General features: G+C 66.1%; 13 protein-coding genes. 7 read left to right on the top strand and 6 right to left on the bottom strand.

Translation table 11 applies throughout. The annotated features are described in order from the left end of the window. Positions 1-75 precede the first annotated feature (75 nt). The 4 genes from NJ69_RS14925 (at position 76) to NJ69_RS14910 (ending at position 5300) form a co-directional block, all read left to right on the top strand. Positions 76-693 carry a heme acquisition protein HasA gene (locus tag NJ69_RS14925; protein ID WP_029614778.1) on the top strand — a complete coding sequence of 206 codons (618 nt, stop codon included), beginning with the start codon at positions 76-78 and terminating at the stop codon, positions 691-693. A gap of 161 nt (positions 694-854) precedes the next feature. Further along, positions 855-2618, top strand: a complete 1764-nt coding sequence (locus NJ69_RS14920; protein ID WP_039580333.1) for a type I secretion system permease/ATPase — start codon at positions 855-857, stop codon at positions 2616-2618. Positions 2619-2620: 2 nt separating this feature from the next. After that, positions 2621-3967, top strand: a complete 1347-nt coding sequence (locus tag NJ69_RS14915; RefSeq protein ID WP_039580331.1) for an HlyD family type I secretion periplasmic adaptor subunit — start codon at positions 2621-2623, stop codon at positions 3965-3967. A gap of 4 nt (positions 3968-3971) precedes the next feature. Beyond that, a complete protein-coding gene (locus NJ69_RS14910) occupies positions 3972-5300 on the top strand; it encodes a TolC family outer membrane protein (protein ID WP_052192126.1) in 1329 nt (442 codons plus the stop codon). An 80-nt stretch (positions 5301-5380) separates the two neighbouring features. Here the strand turns inward: NJ69_RS14910 and NJ69_RS14905 are convergent, their stop codons facing one another. Together NJ69_RS14905 and NJ69_RS14900 are read right to left on the bottom strand one after the other, a co-directional pair. Continuing rightward, positions 5381-6898 (bottom strand): nucleobase:cation symporter-2 family protein, encoded by a 1518-nt coding sequence (locus NJ69_RS14905; protein WP_039580328.1) that lies wholly within the window; start codon positions 6896-6898, stop codon positions 5381-5383. Positions 6899-7158: 260 nt separating this feature from the next. Next, positions 7159-7524, bottom strand: a complete 366-nt coding sequence (locus NJ69_RS14900) for a PilZ domain-containing protein (RefSeq protein WP_029614781.1) — start codon at positions 7522-7524, stop codon at positions 7159-7161. Between the two features lie 150 nt (positions 7525-7674). Between NJ69_RS14900 and NJ69_RS14895 the strand changes: the two genes are divergently transcribed. The 3 genes from NJ69_RS14895 to yjiA all read left to right on the top strand — a co-directional run bounded on the left by NJ69_RS14895 (position 7675) and on the right by yjiA (position 11006). Beyond that, the gene (locus NJ69_RS14895; RefSeq protein ID WP_039580325.1) at positions 7675-9741 is read left to right on the top strand and encodes a carbon starvation CstA family protein; all 2067 of its coding nucleotides are present in this window, start codon (positions 7675-7677) and stop codon (positions 9739-9741) included. A 13-nt stretch (positions 9742-9754) separates the two neighbouring features. Further along, positions 9755-9952, top strand: coding sequence for a YbdD/YjiX family protein (locus NJ69_RS14890; RefSeq protein WP_029614786.1), 198 nt, complete (start codon positions 9755-9757; stop codon positions 9950-9952). Positions 9953-10031: 79 nt separating this feature from the next. Continuing rightward, positions 10032-11006: a GTPase gene (gene yjiA, locus NJ69_RS14885; RefSeq protein WP_039580323.1), complete on the top strand. Its 975-nt coding sequence runs from the start codon at positions 10032-10034 to the stop codon at positions 11004-11006. Positions 11007-11043: 37 nt separating this feature from the next. Here the strand turns inward: yjiA and NJ69_RS14880 are convergent, their stop codons facing one another. The 4 genes from NJ69_RS14880 to NJ69_RS14865 all read right to left on the bottom strand — a co-directional run bounded on the left by NJ69_RS14880 (position 11044) and on the right by NJ69_RS14865 (position 17726). Then, the gene (locus NJ69_RS14880) at positions 11044-11631 is read right to left on the bottom strand and encodes a hypothetical protein (protein ID WP_039580321.1); all 588 of its coding nucleotides are present in this window, start codon (positions 11629-11631) and stop codon (positions 11044-11046) included. A gap of 85 nt (positions 11632-11716) precedes the next feature. Beyond that, positions 11717-12277, bottom strand: a complete 561-nt coding sequence (locus tag NJ69_RS14875; protein WP_029614788.1) for a hypothetical protein — start codon at positions 12275-12277, stop codon at positions 11717-11719. A gap of 198 nt (positions 12278-12475) precedes the next feature. Continuing rightward, complete coding sequence (gene glyA, locus NJ69_RS14870) at positions 12476-13729, bottom strand: serine hydroxymethyltransferase (protein ID WP_039580319.1); 1254 nt, start codon at positions 13727-13729, stop codon at positions 12476-12478. Between the two features lie 175 nt (positions 13730-13904). Further along, positions 13905-17726, bottom strand: coding sequence for a sensor domain-containing protein (locus NJ69_RS14865; protein ID WP_052192124.1), 3822 nt, complete (start codon positions 17724-17726; stop codon positions 13905-13907). Positions 17727-17827: the final 101 nt, after the last annotated feature.

Raw genomic sequence — 17827 nt, 5'->3', positions numbered from 1 at the left:
CCCTGAGTTTGCCCATTCCGGGCGACACGAGGGCCGTTGGCCTTCGCTTTGACCACGCAGCACAGAGGAACCGTCATGACTATTTCCGTCACCTACGATCCAGCCTTCGGCAGCGCTACCGTCGATGACTACCTGGCCTTCTGGAGCGCAGGTTTCGTCACCGCCGGCCACGGCTACAGCAACACCGGCGGCTTCAGCAACGGCACCTTCGACGGTGACCAGTACGCCACCCATGGCGCCAACGGCTCGGACTACGCCTTCATTGCCGACTCCAACACCGCCAACGGCCTGCACTACGTGTTCGACCCGTCCAAGGCGCCGGGCGACAACCTCAACCACTACCTGTGGGGTTCGCTGGACAACGTCAGCCTGGGCGAAGTGCTCGGCGGCGGCAGTGGCAGCGACTTCAGCCTGGGCAACTACGTGGTCAGCTTCAATGGCCTGGACCTGGATGCTGCGCTGGGCGCAGGGCGTGCCGGCAACGAGGTGCAAGGTGTGATCTACGGCCTGATGCAGGGCAACACCTCGGCCTTGGAAGGGGTGCTGGACAACCTGTTGGCCAGCTACGGCGTGTCCACCGACAGCACCTTCGACGCCATCGCTGCCGCCCTCGGCGGTGGTGCGTCGAGCTTCGCCGCTGCCGAAGCGGTGGGCGTGCAGGCACTGCCTGAGGACTTGGCCCTGGCGGCCTGACCTTGGCATGAAAAAGGCCAATGGCAGATCGCTCTGTCATTGGCCCTGTTGCAGGCACCCTGGCCCGTGTCTTGTCGGGCCCAGGCCGGGGGGCTGCGAAATTCTGCGAGGTGGCGACGGCCGGGTCAATGGCCGCGCCGCCCCGTCCTCCGAGGTCCGCGATGAGTACACCCCGCAATGCCGCCACCGCTGAGCTGTGGCAGGCCCTGAAGGCCTGCCGGGGCGGCCTGGGCCATGTCGCCCTGTTCACCGCCGTGGCCAATGTGCTGATGCTGGCGCCGGCGCTGTACATGCTGCAGGTCTATGACCGGGTGCTGTCGTCGGGCAACGAGATGACCTTGCTGATGCTCAGCCTCATGGTGCTGGGACTGTTCGCTTTCCTCGGCGTGCTCGAGTGGTTGCGCAGCCTGGTGGTGATCCGCCTGGGCACGCGGCTGGACCTGCACCTCAATCCGCGCGTGTTCGACGCCGCTTTCCAGGCCAGCCTGGAGGGGCACAAGGGCAGTGCCCAGCAGGCGCTGGGCGACCTGACCCAACTGCGCCAGTTCGCCACCGGCCAGGCGCTGTTCGCCTTCTTCGACGCGCCGTGGTTCGTGCTCTACCTGCTGGTGATCTTTCTGTTCAGCCCCTGGCTGGGCCTGCTGGCGCTGGTCGGCGCGCTGCTGCTGGCTTCACTGGCCTGGCTCAACGAACGGCTGACCGAGGGCGTGTTCGTCGAAGCCGGACGCCTGTCGCAGCAGGCCGTGCAGCAAGCCGCGGGCAACCTGGGCAACGCTGAAGCGGTCGCGGCGATGGGCATGCTCGGCGCCGTGCGCCAGCGCTGGAGTCTCTTGCACCAAGGCTTTCTGGCCCTGCAGAACCTGGGCAGCGAGCGCAGCGCAGCGATCACCGCCGTGTCCAAGAGCGTGCGTCTGGCCCTGCAGTCGCTGGTACTGGGCCTGGGCGCGTGGCTGGCGCTGGAGCACCTGATCAGCCCCGGCATGATGATCGCCGGCTCCATTCTCATGGCGCGGGTGCTGGCGCCGATCGATCAGTTGATCGGGGTCTGGCGCCAGTGGGGCGCGGCGCGCCAGAGTGCCGAGCGCCTGGGCCAACTGCTGCAGCGCCATGCGCCGTTGGCCAATGGTATGCCGCTGCCTGACCCTCGCGGACAGTTGCGCGTCGAGCACTTGAGCGCCGCGGTACCGGGCGGGGGGCGGTTGTGCCTGGAGGGCGTGGCCTTCGAGCTGGCGGCGGGCGAATCGCTGGGGCTGATCGGCGCCTCCGGCTCCGGCAAGTCGACCCTGGCGCGGCTGCTGGTGGGCGCGGCCAGTCCGCTGTCGGGCAAAGTGTGCCTGGACGGCGCAGCGCTGGCGCAGTGGGACCGCCCACTGCTCGGTGCGCACATCGGCTATTTGCCCCAGGACGTGCAGTTGTTCGCCGGCAGCGTTGCCGAGAACATCGCCCGTCTTGGCCCGGTGGACGCCGACGCAGTGGTGGCGGCCGCGCAGTTGGCCGGCGTGCACGAGCTGATTCTGCAATGGCCGCAAGGTTACGACACACGCTTGGGCGACGGCGGCGCCGGGCTCTCCGGGGGCCAGCGACAGCGCATCGGCCTGGCTCGGGCGTTGTATCGGCTGCCGGCGCTGGTGGTGCTCGACGAGCCCAACGCCAGCCTGGATGACGCGGGCGAGCGCGCCTTGCTGGCAGCACTCGCGGCACTCAAGGCTCAGGGCCGCACGCTGGTGATGATCAGCCACAAGTCGAGCCTGCTGCTGGGGCTGGACAAGCTGCTGGTGCTGCATGAAGGCCGGGTCCAGCAGTTCGGTGCGACTGCGCGGGTGCTGCAGGCCGCTGCACGTCCCGCCAGCCCCACGCCCCCGGTGGCCACCACGGCGCGCACCGGGGTGACCTACAGCTTCAACCAGAGCGGGCAGAGGTCTTGAGCATGAGTGTGCATCCACTGTTCAGCCCTGGCGCCGCCCCCGCGGCGGACAGGGTTCATCCACTGCGCGACGATGCCAGCGCCCCGGCCAGGGCCGGGCGTTGGCTGGTGTTGGTCGGCTTCGGCGGCTTCGTCCTGTGGGCGGCCCTGGCGCCGCTGGACAAGGGCGTGCCGCTGAGCGGCAACGTGGTGGTCGCCGGGAGCCGGCAAGCGGTGCAGCACCCGACCGGGGGCGTGATTGGCGCGTTGCGGGTGCGCGACGGCGATCAGGTCGAGGCTGGCCAGGTGCTGCTCAGTCTCGATCCGACCCAGGCCCAGGCCCAGCAGGGCTCACTGCGGGTGCAGTACGTCAACGCGCTGGCCACGGCTGCGCGCTTGCGCGCCGAGGAGGCGGGCGCGCCAACCGTGAGCTTTCCCCAGGACCTGCTCGCCGACGCGGCCACGCCGTGGGTCGCCACGGTGCTGGAAACCCAGCGGCAACTGCGCGGCAGTCGCGCCCAGGCGCGTGAGCTGGAGCTGGCTGGCCTGGGCCAGGGCATCGCCGGGGCGCAGGCGTCGCTCGGCGGCCTCCAGGGCGCACTGCTTGGCAAACAGGCCCAGCGCCAGGCCCTGGACGAGCAACTGCGCGGCCTGCGCGACCTGGCCCGCGACGGCTACATCGCGCGCAATCGCCTGCTCGATAGCGAACGCCTGTTGGCCCAGGTCAATGGCGCGATCGCCGAGGACATGGGCAACATCGCCCGCACCCGGCGTCAGGTGCAGGAGCTCACCTTGCGTGCCAGCCAGCGCCGCCAGGAGTTCCAGAACGAGGTGCGCCAGCAGTTGAGCGAGGTCCAGGCCAGTGCCGAGGACTTGGGCAATCGCCTGCGCAGCGCCGAGTTCGAACTGGCCCACACCCAGGTACGCGCGCCGGTGGCCGGCACCGTGGTCGGGCTCAGTGTGTTCACCAACGGCGGCGTGATCGGCCGGGGGCAACAACTGATGGAGATCGTCCCCCGCGACGCCCCGCTGCTGGTCGATGCCCGCGCCCCGGTGGAACTGATCGACCGCCTGCAGCCGGGCCTGCCGGTGGAGTTGCTGTTCGTCGCCTTCAACCAGAGCACTACGCCGCGCGTGGCCGGGGAGGTGAGCCTGGTGTCGGCCGACCGCTTGCTCGACGACAAGACCCAGCAGCCCTATTACCAGGTACGCATCCAGGTCAGCGCCGAGGGCACGCGGCAGTTGGCCGGTGTAGACATTCGCCCCGGCATGCCGGTGGAGGCGTTCGTGCGCAGCGGCGAGCGCTCGCTGCTCAACTACCTGTTCAAGCCGCTGGCAGACCGGGTGCATGTGGCCTTGAGCGAGGAGTGATTCGATGCGTCTGTTGTGGCCCCTCGTGTTGCTGGGCGTGAGCCTGCGGGCTGTCGCGCTGGACTTGAGCGACGCCTATGCCCTGGCCTTGCGCAACGACCCGACCTTGCATGCCGCCCTCGCCGAGCGAGACGCCGGCATCGAGCACTTGAACATCGGGCGTGCCGGTCTGCTGCCGAACCTGTCTTACCGCTACAACCGTGCGCGCAACGATTCCGAGGTGACCCAGCGCGGCCAGTTCGGCGACGTCACCAGTCAGCGTGACTATCGCAGCTACAGTTCGACCCTGACGTTGCAGCAGCCACTGTTCGACTACGGGCTGTGGAGCGACTACCGCCGCGGCGTGGCCCAAGCGGCGTTGGCCGACGCGCGCTTGCGCGGTCGCGGTCAGGAGATGATGGTGCGGGTGTTCGCGGCCTACAGCGAAGCGCTGTTCGCCGCCGAGCAGATCGCCCTGGCCCAGGCCCAGCGGCGCAGCTACGCCGAGCAGTTGCACCTCAATCAGCGCTTGCTCCAGGGCGGTGAGGGGACGCGCACCGATGTGCTGGAAACCCGCGCCCGCTACGAATTGGCCCAGGCCCAGGAAATCGAAGCGGCCGACAACCTCGATGCGGCCCTGCGCAGCTTGCAGGCGATCACCGGGGAGGCGGTGATTACCGAGGACCTGGCGCCGCTGCGCGCGGCGTTCGCGGTGCAGCCGCTGTCGCCTGCGCGCTTCGAGCCGTGGCGTGACCTGGCCGTGGCTCACAACGCCGAGCTTGCCAGCCAGCGTCATGCACTGGAGGCCGCCGAACAGGGCATCGAGCGCCAGCGCGCCGGGCATCTGCCCAGTTTGAGCGCCTACGTCAGCAAAGGCATTTCCAGTTCCAGTTCCGAAAGCACCTACAACCAGCGCTATGACACCGACAGTGTCGGTCTGCAACTGAGCATGCCGCTGTACGCCGGGGGCGGGGTGTCGGCGCGGGTGCGCCAGGCCCGCGCCGAGCGCGACGGCTTGCAGTTCCAGGTGGACGCGCAAGTCAGCGATACGCTCAACCAGTTGCGTCGGCAGTTCAACCTGTGCGCCAGCAGCACGGCGAAAATCCGCGCCTATGGCCTGGCAGTGAAGGCGGCCAGCGCGTTGGTGGAGGCGACCCGGCGCAGCGTCCAGGGCGGTGAGCGGGTCAACCTCGATGTGCTCGATGCCGAGCAGCAGTTGTACGGCGCGCGGCGTGACCTGGCCCAGGCGCGCCACGAATACCTGCGCGCCTGGGTGCAGTTGCGCTACCTGGCGGGGGTGCTGGAGGCGAAGGACCTCGATGTGTTGAACCGGTATTTCGTCGGGCGTGAGTGAAGGTCGCGGGTGAGTTCGCGTCTGCGATCACTCGCAGACGCGAACTCACCCGTAATCACCGCCAAAGCCGCTGTCACCACTCAATGCTCCGCCACCACCTTGCGCCGCCGGCCCCGGGCGCCCGGCTCGGCCTCGTTCTTCACCGGCACTTCGTGGCCCTCGGCATCGAACAGCTTGCCGTCCTTGAAGTAGTCGCCGTCACGCAACTGCGAGATGTCCGAGTACTGGATGGTGCGCTCGTAGCCGGCGGCGAACACCGACTGCTGGTCCGAGTTGCCGGTCTTGAGGTGGTTGAAGATCAGGTTGAGCACGATGGCCATGATCGCCGCCGAACTGATGCCAGAGTGGAAGATGGTCTCGAACCAGCCGGGGAACTGGTGGTAGAAGGTCGGCGCGGCGATGGGGATCATGCCGAAGCCCAGCGAGGCGGCGACGATGATCAGGTTGACGTTGTTGGTGTAGCTCACCTTGGACAGGGTGCGGATGCCGCTGGCCGCCACTGTGCCGAACAGCACGATGCCGGCGCCGCCCAGCACGGGCGTGGGCACGGCGGCGATCACCCGGCCCATGATCGGCAGCAGGCCGAGCACCACCAGGATCAGCCCGCCGGTGGCCACCACATAGCGGCTCTTTACCCCGGTCACCGCCACCAGTCCGACGTTCTGGGCGAACGCGCTCTGGGTGAAAGAGCCGAAGATCGGCGCCAGGATGCTCGAGGCCATGTCCGCGCGCAGGCCGTCGCCCAGGCGCCGGGAGTCGACCTTGGTGTCGATGATCTCGCCCACGGCGAGGATGTCCGCCGAGGTTTCCACCAAGGTCACCATGATCACGATGCACATCGACAGGATCGCGGCGATATGGAAGGTCGGCAGGCCGAAGTGGAAGGGCGTGGGGAAGGCCAGCAGCGGGCCGTCGCCCACTGTGCTGAAGTCGGCCATGCCCAGCGCCCAGGCGATCAAGGTGCCGGCGACCATCGCCAGGAGGATCGACAGGCGCGAAATGCTGGCGCTGCCCAGCTTGCTCAACAGCAGCACGATGGCGAAGGTCAGAGCCGCGAGGCCGACGTTGGCCATGCTGCCGAAGTCGGCGGCGGCGCTGTTGCCGCCCATCACCCAGCGCGCGGCCACCGGCATCAGGGTCAGGCCGATGGTGGTGATGACGATGCCGGTCACCAGCGGCGGAAAGAAGCGGGTGATGCGCGAGAACACGGGGGTGATCAGCAGGCCGATCAGCGAGGCGGCCATCACCGCACCGAGCACGGCCGGCATGCCGCCGCCATTCTGGCTGCCGAGGATCGCGCCCATGGTCGCCACGCCGGCGAACGACACCCCTTGCACCAGCGGCAACTGGCAGCCGAAGAACGGCAGGCCGAGGGTTTGCAGCAAGGTCGCCAGGCCACCGGCGAACAGCGAGGCGGCGATCAGCAGGCCGATCTCCGCCGGCGCCAGTCCCGCCGCCTGGCCAAGGATCAGCGGTACGGCGACGATGCCGCCGTACATGGTCAGGACGTGCTGCAGGCCGTAGGCCAGGTTGGCCCCGACGCCGAGGTTTTCGTCCTCGGGGCGCCGGGCGGGAGACGTGCTGGGAGACGTGGTCATGGGAGCAGGCTCTCTGTTTATTGTTGTGCCGCTACTGTAGACAGCTCTTGCAAATCATTGCCACATGAATTGTATACAATATTTTGATCAAGCCGCCCCCAGGAGCGCCAGGAAGGGGTGCCTAGCGCTAATGCAGAATGCGTTCCAGGTGAGGGAGACGGTGCCAGAGGGGTGTGTACAAAAAACCAGACACCCCATTGAAAGCTGTCTGGTTGGGCAGGTTTTGCGGCGCGGCTAGGTGCTTAGCGAGCTAACAGATTTCAATATTCGATCAGTTCACGCAGCTCGCGCATCATTTCGGTGCTGTCGGCCAGGTTCAATTCCACAAGTCGGTGCAGGTGGGACATGGATTCCAGGTCGATATACAGGCAGATGAAACCGAGTCGCTCAGGCTCTTCGTGGCGAAGTTCGACCTGCATCCTCACCTCGGTGGCCTTGTCCAGGTGGATGATGGCTTCGAAATCCTGGCTCAAGTCCGCTTCCCAGGCTTCGGGTCGCTCCGCCAGCAGGCCTTTGAGGGAGAGGTCGAGCAGGGTCACCGGCCAACGGCGCTCGCCCTGGCGCAACTCGGTGGGGGCATCGAAGGCAATGCGCTGGAAACGTCGACGCTCGTCATGGTCGCTCATGGGACAGTCCTCGGCGTTCGGCCTGGGGGAGAGTAGAAGGGCGTAATCGGCTCGCAGAGGCTCTAGACCAAAGCAAGTATGGCAATGCGCAATGACTGGCTCTAGACTCGAAAGGCGGTCTCATTCCAATTCACCAGCTGGAAGCCAACCATGAACAACAATAATAGCCTGCTCCGCCACATTCCGTGGCTGGCGCTGGCAATCATAGGAGCCTGCGCGCTGGGTGTGGTTGCCCTGCGTCGCGGTGAAGCGATCAATGCCTTGTGGATCGTGGTCGCGGCAGTGGCCATCTACCTGGTCGCCTACCGTTACTACAGCCTGTTCATCGCCACCAAAGTGATGCAACTCGATCCGCGCCGGGCCACCCCGGCGGTCCTCAATAACGACGGCCTGGACTACGTCCCGACCAACAAACACATCCTCTTCGGTCACCACTTCGCCGCCATCGCTGGCGCCGGTCCCCTGGTCGGTCCGGTCCTGGCCGCGCAGATGGGGTATCTGCCGGGCACCCTGTGGCTGATCGCCGGCGTGGTCCTGGCCGGTGCGGTGCAGGACTTCATGGTGCTGTTCCTGTCCACCCGCCGCAACGGCCGCTCGCTGGGCGACATGGTGCGCGAGGAGATGGGCCGCATCCCCGGCACCATCGCGTTGTTCGGCTGCTTCCTGATCATGATCATCATCCTCGCGGTGCTGGCGCTGATCGTGGTCAAGGCCCTGGCCGAGAGCCCATGGGGCATGTTCACGGTGATGGCGACCATCCCGATCGCCATGTTCATGGGTATCTACATGCGCTATATCCGCCCGGGGCGCATTGGCGAGATCTCGCTGATCGGCGTGGTCCTGCTGCTCACCTCCATCTGGCTGGGCGGTGTGATCGCGGCGGATCCGACCTGGGGTCCGGCGTTCACCTTCACCGGCGTGCAGATCACCTGGATGCTGGTCGGCTACGGTTTCGTCGCTGCCGTGCTGCCGGTATGGCTGGTGCTGGCGCCGCGTGACTACCTGTCGACCTTCCTCAAGATCGGCACCATCATCGCCCTGGCCATCGGCATCCTGGTCATCGCGCCCGAGCTGAAAATGCCGGCCCTGACCCAGTTCACCGACGGCACCGGCCCGGTGTGGAAGGGCACCCTGTTCCCGTTCCTGTTCATCACCATCGCCTGCGGCGCGGTGTCCGGCTTCCATGCCCTGATCAGCTCGGGCACCACGCCCAAGCTGCTGGACAACGAAACCAACGCCCGCTACATCGGTTACGGCGGCATGCTCATGGAGTCGTTCGTGGCAATCATGGCCATGGTCGCGGCGTCGGTCATCGAACCGGGCGTGTACTTCGCCATGAACAGCCCGGCGGCCGTGGTCGGTGGCGACGTGGTGGCGGTGGCGCAGACGGTCAGCAGTTGGGGCTTCAGCATCACCCCCGAGCAGCTCGAGGCGACCGCCCGTGACATCGGCGAGCACACCATCCTGGCCCGTGCCGGGGGCGCGCCGACGTTGGCGGTGGGGATCGCGCAGATCCTGCACCAGGTACTGCCGGGTGAAAACACCATGGCCTTCTGGTACCACTTCGCGATCCTGTTCGAAGCGCTGTTCATCCTGACTGCCGTGGACGCCGGCACCCGCGCCGGACGTTTCATGCTGCAGGACCTGCTGGGCAGCTTCGTGCCGGCGCTCAAGCGCACCGAGTCGTGGACCGCCAACCTGATCGGCACCGCCGGCTGCGTGGCGCTGTGGGGCTACCTGCTGTACCAGGGCGTCATCGATCCGCTGGGCGGCATCAATACGCTGTGGCCGCTGTTCGGCATCTCCAACCAGATGCTGGCAGGTATCGCCTTGATGCTCGGCACCGTGGTGCTGATCAAGATGAAGCGCGAGCGCTACATCTGGGTCACCCTGCTGCCGGCGCTGTGGCTGCTGATCTGTACCACCACCGCAGGTCTGATCAAGCTGTTCGACCCGAACCCGGCCGTCGGCTTCCTGGCCCTGGCCAAGAAGTACAGCACCGCGCTGGACGCCGGCCAGGTGCTGGCCCCGGCCAAGGACATCGGGCAGATGCAGCACGTGATCTTCAACGCCTACACCAACGCCGGCCTCACCATCCTGTTCCTGGTGGTGGTGTTCAGCGTGCTGTTCTTCGCCATCAAGGTCGGCATCGCCGCCCTGGGCCGCAAGGAGCGCAGCGACAAGGAAACCCCGTTCCAGGCTCTGCCTGACGCTTGAGAGGACCGCTGCGATGTTCAACGACCTGGGACGACTGGGTAAGTACCTGGGGCAAGCCGCTCGGCTGATGGTCGGCATGCCCGACTACGATAACTATGTCGAGCACATGCAAAAGACCCATCCGGACCAGCCGGTGATGAGCTACGAGGCGTTCTTCCGCGAGCGCCAGGAAGCCCGCTACGGCGGCAAGTCCGGGCCCAAGTGCTGTTGAGTCGCTACCCTGCCTGACCCTGTGGGAGCCCGCGCAAGCAGGCTCCCACAGTCTTTTTCGGCTTCAAGGAGGCAAACGCGTGCATACCCCCATTCCCGTCACCGTGCTCACCGGCTTTCTCGGTGCTGGCAAGACCACCCTGCTCAAGCACATGCTCAAGGCCGAGCACGGCCTGAAGATCGCCGTGATTGAGAACGAGTTCAGTGACGCGGGCATCGACAGCCAACTGCTGGGCGACGAACCGGTACAGGTGATGACCCTGGCCAACGGCTGCGTGTGCTGCAGCATCCACGGCGACCTGACCCGTGCGCTGTACCTGCTGCTCGAGCGCCTGGACGCGGGCGAAATCGCCTTCGACCGTCTGGTGATCGAGTGCACCGGCCTGGCCGATCCGGCGCCGGTGGCCCAGACCTTCTTCATCGATGAAGAACTGCGCGATCGCTACATCCTCGACGGCATCATCACCCTGGTCGATGCCAAGCACGCCGAATTCCACCTGACCCAGGCCATCGCCCAGGCCCAGGTGGGCTTTGCCGACCGCTTGCTGCTGAGCAAGACCGACCTGGTCGAACCGGCGGCGGTGGAGGCGCTGCGTGAGCGGCTGGCGCGCATCAATGGCCGCGCGCAGTTGCGGGTGGTCGAGCACGGTCGCATCGACCTGGCCGAGTTGCTCGACGTGCGCGGTTTCAACCTCAACCCGGACCTGGGCGCCAGCCTCAAGCCGACGCTACGCCCCGTGTTGAAGCCCGCCACCCCGGACCGTATCTCCACCCTGGTGCTGCGCAGCGACACGGCGCTGGACATCGACCAGCTCAGCGACTTCATGAATGGGTTGCTCGAAGCGCACGGCAAGCAGTTGCTGCGCTACAAGGGGGTGCTGAACATCGCCGGCGAAGATCGCCGCCTGGTGTTCCAGGGCGTGCTCAAGCTCTACGGTTTCGATTGGGATGCCCCGTGGCAGGACGGCGAGGCGCGGGAAAGCGTGATGGTGTTCATCGGCGACGAGCTGCCCCAGGAGAAGATCCGCGAAGGCTTCGCAGCGCTCGGCCGCTGAGGGCTCCGGGGCCGCGAAGCTTGGCTGTCTGGTGCTTTCAGCTGGCGCTGAGCCAGTCGACCTCGCGCTCTAGGATCGTCAGACCCAAGCAAGAGGGCTCTGCCTGCGGCAGGCACGCCAGGAAGCCGCCGACCGGGTACATCAGCTGCGTGTAGAGGCGTTGCCCGGCTTCGCTGGTCATCGTCACGCGCAGCGTATCGCCGGCCTGCTGGAGCACGTCCAGGGGCGCTCCGCCGCTCAGTTCGTCGATCTGCCAGTAGGTCGGATCGTGCCGCTCGACGGGGCTGATCTCCACCAGCCCGGACTGGGCGACGAACACACCCTGGCCATGCAAGGCGCCGCCGCGTACGTAAATCCGGTACCCACGTTCGCTGTCGCGAAAGTACAGCCGCAGCGGCGCGGGCTGCGGGGCCTTTTCGAAGGTGATCAGGCCCATTTCCTGGCCGTGGGCGAAGTCGCTTTCGCTGCCGTCCAGATAGCCCATTGCCTGGCCGCCATCGACCGCCGTGGCGGGGAGCGTGCCGGGTGTCTCTAGGACAACCGGCCCACGGGTCGATTCGGCAAAGCCGTTGAGGGGCTGCCCATTGAATGACAGGGTGGCGATGAATGAACGCTGCTTTGACATGCGCTTGCTCTCCTTGAAGGGGAGCCGAACGTTACGAAGCCGTGGCTGCGCGGCGAAGCCGGAATCAGTTCCTCGCCCCATGTCTTCAGACTTCATCGGGACTGCTCAACCACGGCACCTCACGTTCGATGACGGTCATGCTCCAGGTCAGCGGCGTCTGACCTTGTCCGCCAAGGTACTCGAAGGGCGATGGCAGGCGCTGTCGCGGATGGACGTGACCCTGCTCAGTGATCAGCCACACGGGGTGCTGTGACCCAGCCAACTCGCTCAGTGCCAGCGCATCACCTTGCAGGGTTTGCAACCTCAGGGTGGTGGGCGCCTGTTTGCGGGTCGAAACCAAACCTAGATGGCCGTGACCGTGCAGCCATACGCCCTTGCCGAAGTGCTCACCCGGGGTGCGGGAGTACAGACGGTAGCCACCCTCGCTGTACCGAAAATAGAGCAACACGGCCTGGTCGCCGACGCCCGGTTGGCAACTGAGCATCGAGGAATCGTTGCGCACGGTGCTGGCCAGCTGTGGCAGCGTCGAGGCGCCGCCGAACCAATTGACCCACGCGGGCTTGCCCAACAGCGCATCGAGCGTGTTGAGCGGGCGATCCTGCAGGTGCAAGGTGGCGAGGAAGGATTGTTGGCGGTCGGTGAGCATGGGCGTTTCCCTGTGCCGTCGGGCGCTGACATAGCGACCGTCCACCGAGGATGCTCAGAAGCGCGTGCAGGCAGGAAGCGGCAGGCATTGCCCAGGGACGGCCAAGCGCCGGCCGAAAACGACGAAGCCGCTGCACGGGCGTCAGCGGCTTCGGGTCAAGCGAGTGCCGCAGCAGCGGCCCTCAAACCTTGCTTGCGATCAGTTGCCGTAGACCGGCAGCTTTTTGCAGATGGCCTTGACCTTTTCCCGCACGGCGTCGATCACTGCCTCGTTGTTCAGGTCGGCGAGGATGTCGCAGATCCAGCCGGCCAGTTCGCGGCACTCGGCTTCCTTGAAGCCACGGGTGGTGACGGCCGGGGTGCCGAAGCGCAGGCCGGAGGTGACGAACGGCGAGCGTGGGTCGTTCGGCACCGAGTTCTTGTTCACGGTGATGAACGCTTTGCCCAGGGCGGCGTCCGCGTCCTTGCCGGAGATCTCCTGCTTGATCAGCGACAGCAGGAACAGGTGGTTCTCGGTACCGCCGGACACTACGTCGAAACCGCGCTCGATGAACACGCTGGCCATGGCCTGGGCGTTCTTCACCACTTGCTGCTGGTAGGCCTTGAATTCAGGCTGCAGCGCTTCCTTGAAGCAGATCGCCTTGGCCGCGATCACGTGCTCCAGCGGGCCACCCTGGGCGCCTGGGAACACGGCGGAGTTCAGCTTCTTCTCGATCTCTTCGTTCTTGCGCGCCAGGATCAGGCCACCGCGCGGACCGCGCAGGGTCTTGTGGGTGGTGGTGGTGACCACGTCGGCGAACGGCACCGGGTTGGGGTAGACGCCTGCTGCGACCAGACCGGCAACGTGGGCCATGTCGACGAACAGGTAGGCCCCGACCTTGTCGGCGATGGCGCGGAAGCGTGGGAAGTCCAGCACCTGGGAGTAGGCGGAGAAACCGGCGACGATCATCTTCGGCTTGTGCTCGAGCGCCAGACGCTCCACTTCGTCGTAGTCGATCAGGCCGTTACCGTCGATGCCGTACTGGATGGCGTTGTACAGCTTGCCCGAGGACGACACGCTGGCGCCGTGGGTCAGGTGGCCGCCGTGGGCCAGGCTCATGCCCAGGATGGTGTCGCCGGCCGACAGCAGGGCCAGGTAGACCGCCGCGTTGGCCTGGGAACCGGCGTGCGGCTGAACGTTGGCGTAGTCGGCGCCGAACAGTTGCTTGGCGCGGTCGATGGCCAGCTGTTCGACCACGTCGACGTACTCGCAGCCGCCGTAGTAACGCTTGCCTGGATAGCCTTCGGCGTACTTGTTGGTCAGAACCGAACCCTGGGCTTCCATGACCGCTGGGCTGGTGTAGTTTTCCGAAGCGATCAGCTCGATGTGCTCTTCCTGGCGCAGGGCTTCTTGCTGCATGGCTTCGAAGAGCTCGGCGTCGTACTTGGCAATGGTCAAATCACGGCTGAACATGGCGGTCCTCAAGGATCGGGGCTGAAGTGGGGTGGCATTCTAACCCATTGCTCCGGAGGCTGGCACATGAAGTGGCGTCATGTCGCGGCGCAAAGGCGTTCAGGATCCTGGGCAGCCTTTTGCAGAACCCAGCGCGCGCCTACCGAGAGCGAGCGGGGCGGGCTGGGGTCTCACGTTACTGGAACATGAACAGCGTTTCGTTGCTGAACTGGGCTTCGAACTGGTTCGCCGGCATTGGCCGACCGAACAGGTAGCCCTGCACTTCGTCGCAATCGTGCTCGCGCAGGAACTCCAACTGCTCGTGGGTCTCCACGCCCTCGGCGATCACCGCCAGGTTGAGGCTGTGGGCCATGGCGATGATCGCCCGGGCGATCTGCGCGTCCTGCTCGCCCTCGGGCAGGCCGTCGACGAAGGTACGGTCGATCTTCAGTACATCGATGGGGAACTGCTTGAGGTAGTTGAGCGACGAATAGCCGGTACCGAAGTCGTCCACCGCGATGCTCAGGCCCAGGTTCTTCAGGCTGTCGAGGATGTGCATGGCTTCGTTGACCTCGCGCATCAGGATGCTCTCGGTCAGTTCCAGCTCCAGGCAGGCCGGCGGCAGGCCGGTGGCCTCCAGAATGCTGGCGATCTGCGTGCCCAACTGGCCGTCGGAGAACTGCCGCGCAGAGATGTTCACCGACACCTTCGGTACCCGCACTTTGGCCTTGTGCCAGGCCTTGAGCTGGCGGCAGGCCTCACGCAGCACCCAGTCGCCGACATCCACCACCAGCCCCAGCTCCTCGATCACCGGGATGAAATCGCCCGGCGGCACCAGGCCGCGACGCGGATGACGCCAGCGCAGCAGCGCCTCGGCGCCGGTCAGGCGCTTGCCGTCGCCGCTGAACTGCGGTTGGTAGTAGAGGATGAACTCGTTCTGCTCCAGCGCGTGGCGCAGGTCGCTCTCCAACTCCAGGCGCTCCAAGGCGCTGGCGTTCATGTCGGCCTGGTAGAACTGGAAGTTGTTCTTGCCGCGCTCTTTGGCATGGTACATGGCCGTGTCGGCGTTCTTCATCAACTGGCTCAGCTCGTTGCCGTCCTGCGGACTCAGGGCGATGCCGATGCTAGCGGTGACGAAGAATTCGCGGCTCTCCAGCACGAACGGCCGCACCAGGCTGCCGAGGATGTTCTCGGCCACATGGATCGCCCGGTTCAGGGCCATCTCGCGGCTGCTGCGCGGTTGCAGCAGCAGGGTGAATTCGTCGCCGCCCATGCGCGCCACGGTGTCGTCTTCGTCGACGCAGGCCAGCAGGCGCTCGGCCATGTCCTTGAGCATGCGGTCGCCGGCGGCGTGGCCGAGGGAGTCGTTGATCGGCTTGAAGCGGTCCAGGTCGAGGAACATCAGCACCACCCACGACTTGTGCCGTTCGGCCTGCTGCAACGCAGTGTGCAGACGGTCCTGGAACAGCGTGCGGTTGGGCAGGTGGGTGAGGGCGTCGTAGTAGGCCAGGCGGTGGATGCGCTGTTCGCTGGCCTTGCGCTCGCTGATGTCGGTGAAGAAGCACACGTAGCTGGCCAGGTCGCGTTCTTCGTCCAGCACTGCGGTAATGCCGACCCACGCCGGGTAATGCTCGCCGCTGCGGCGCTTGAGCCACACTTCGCCTTCCCAGGTGCCGCGCTGGTTGAGTTGCTTGAGCACGTAGCCCAGGTGGGCGTCCTGTTGGCCTTCGACGGTGAGCATGTTCGGGCGCTGGTCGAGCACCTCGTCCGGCGCGTAGCCGCTGACCCGGCTGAAGGCCTCGTTGACCTGGACGATGAACCCGGCCGGGTCGGTGATCAGGATCGCCGATGTGGAGTGCTCGAACACCGTCGCGGCCATGCGCAGATCTTTTTCGGCGCGGCGCTGCTGGCTGATGTCGCGGCCCACGCCGAGCAGGCCTTCGAAATGCTCCTGGTCGTCCCACACCAGCACCAGGCGCAGTTCGATGGGAATCTTGCGGCCATCGGCGCGCAGGCAGTCGAACAGAAACACCTGGGTCGGCAATTGGCTGCGCAGGGCATGCAGTTGCTCGCGGTTGCCCAGCGCCTGGGTGAGCCGCTCCATCAGCGCGTGGATACCGCTGAGCTGGGCTGGGTTGGCCACCACCGTCGGCCAGCCGTTCTCGAAGATGTAGTCCACCGAGTAGCCGAGCACGCTGTGCACCGACGGGCTGATGTAGTTCAGTTGCAGCGCGCTGTCGGTGGAGAAGATCACGTCGCTGATGCTCTCGGCGAGCATGCGGTAGCGCTGCTCGCTGTCGCGCAGCGACTGGCTGGCCTCGATCTGCACGGTGACGTCCTTGCCCACGCCGATGATCCGCGTGACTTGGCCGGCATTGTCGCGGGTCAGCGCCTGTTCGCGGATCTCGTAGCAGCGCCAGTTGCCGTCGCGGTGACGGAAACGCAACTGGCAGTGCAGCAGTTGGCTATGGCCGGTGTCTCGACGCAACTGGCGCAGGTGCTGGTATTGGTCGGCGTCCTCGGGGTGCAGCAGCACCTCCCAGAAGTGATCGCCCATCTGCGCCAGTTCCGCGCGGTCGTAGCCCAGGGTCTGGCCGAGGTGACGGTTGCTGAAGATCATGCGCCGGCTGTGCACGTCCTGCACATACAACTGGTCGGGCACGGTGCGCACCACGTCCGACCAGAAGCTTTCGCGCTCCAGCAGCGACAGCTCCACCTGCTTGCGGCTGGTGATATCGCTGATGCTCAGGATCACCGCCTGATAGTCGCGGCGCTGCTGCGGCAGGCGGGCCATCAGCCACAGGTGCAGGTCGCCGCCCTGGGGCGCGGGCAGGCGCACTTCCATCTCGAACTGGGCACGCTGCTCGATCAGGGCGTCGAGCAACTGCATGCCGATGCTGTCACGGCCTTCGCCGCTGCCCTCGATCAGCCGTTGCCAGGCCCCTTCGCTGCTGGACACGTTGAGCAACTGACGGGCGACCTGGTTGATCTCGGTGATTTTCAGTTCCTGCAACAGGTTGCGCCGCAGGGTCGGCTCCAGCGCCAGGCTGTGCTTGAGCGCGGTGTGATTGCGCGTGTGGTGACGGTCGAGTTGAGCGGGCAGGCTGGAGAGGTCGAGCACGCACAGGGCCACGCCGGTACTGTCGAAGATGTCCTGATAGCGGCGACGGTCTTCCTGCAAGGCGCGGTGGCGACGGCGCATGTTGATCAGCGCCAGGCCCGGCAGCAGCGCGCAGAACAGCACCAGCAGGCTCTTGCCCAGCAGCGGCGGCAGCAGCTTGTTGCGCACGGCGTTGGGGTCGTAGAGCCCGCGCAGTTGCCAGGTGCTGTTGTCGATGAAAGTCAGCAGGATGCTGTGCAGGGCCGACAGATCGCCACGCGCGCTCGCGCTGGTGTCGAGCACACTGCCATCGCGGCTGTTCTCCAATAGCCACAGCGGATGCCGGGCGCCATTGAATCGGCGAGTCAGCACCTGGTAGTAGTCGCTGGACAGGCGCAGCAGCCAGTAGCCGGAGGTCGGCTCGCTGGACTGGCGCAACAGCAGGTAGATCAGGCTCTGGTCGGCGGCATTGCCATAGAAGAAGCCGGCGCCCTGACTCTGGCGCAGCAGGCGCTCGATGGCCTCGCGGTCCGGGCTGGCGCTCAGGCTGTCGCTGCGCATCGCCCCGTCACGGTCCAGCCAGGCGAGGTCGCGCAAGCTGGGCAGTTGCTCGCGCAAGGACTGCAGCAGCGCCGGCAGGGTTTCAGGCGACGGTGGATTGCCGTAGGGCTGAACCAGGTTGATCGCCTGTTGCGCCTCAAGCGCCATGCTCAAGGTCAGGTGATTGGCCAACTCTTCGCCCGCTGCCACGCTCTGCTCGCGCACGTCGATCTGGGTCTGGCGGAACTGCGAGAACAGTTGCCAGGCCAGCAGGCCGAGCAGCACCAGGGCCAGCAGGGCGAGCGCACCCTTGAGCGAGCCACGCAACGAGGCGGGCGACGCCGGTGACTCAATAGGCGGTCGAATGAAGTGGGTCAAGCGTTGGTCCTGCGATTGGGCTGGCGTAGGCAGGGGCAGGCATGCACGCGGCAGGCCGCCGTGGCGCACTATAGGCCGGTCGCACGAAAGCGGCTAGCATG

It is taken from the genome of Pseudomonas parafulva (assembly GCF_000800255.1).
Lineage (GTDB): Bacteria > Pseudomonadota > Gammaproteobacteria > Pseudomonadales > Pseudomonadaceae > Aquipseudomonas > Aquipseudomonas boreofloridensis.
The sequence above is the reverse complement of the archived record's forward strand: the minus strand, read 5'-3'. Positions and strand labels throughout refer to the sequence as shown.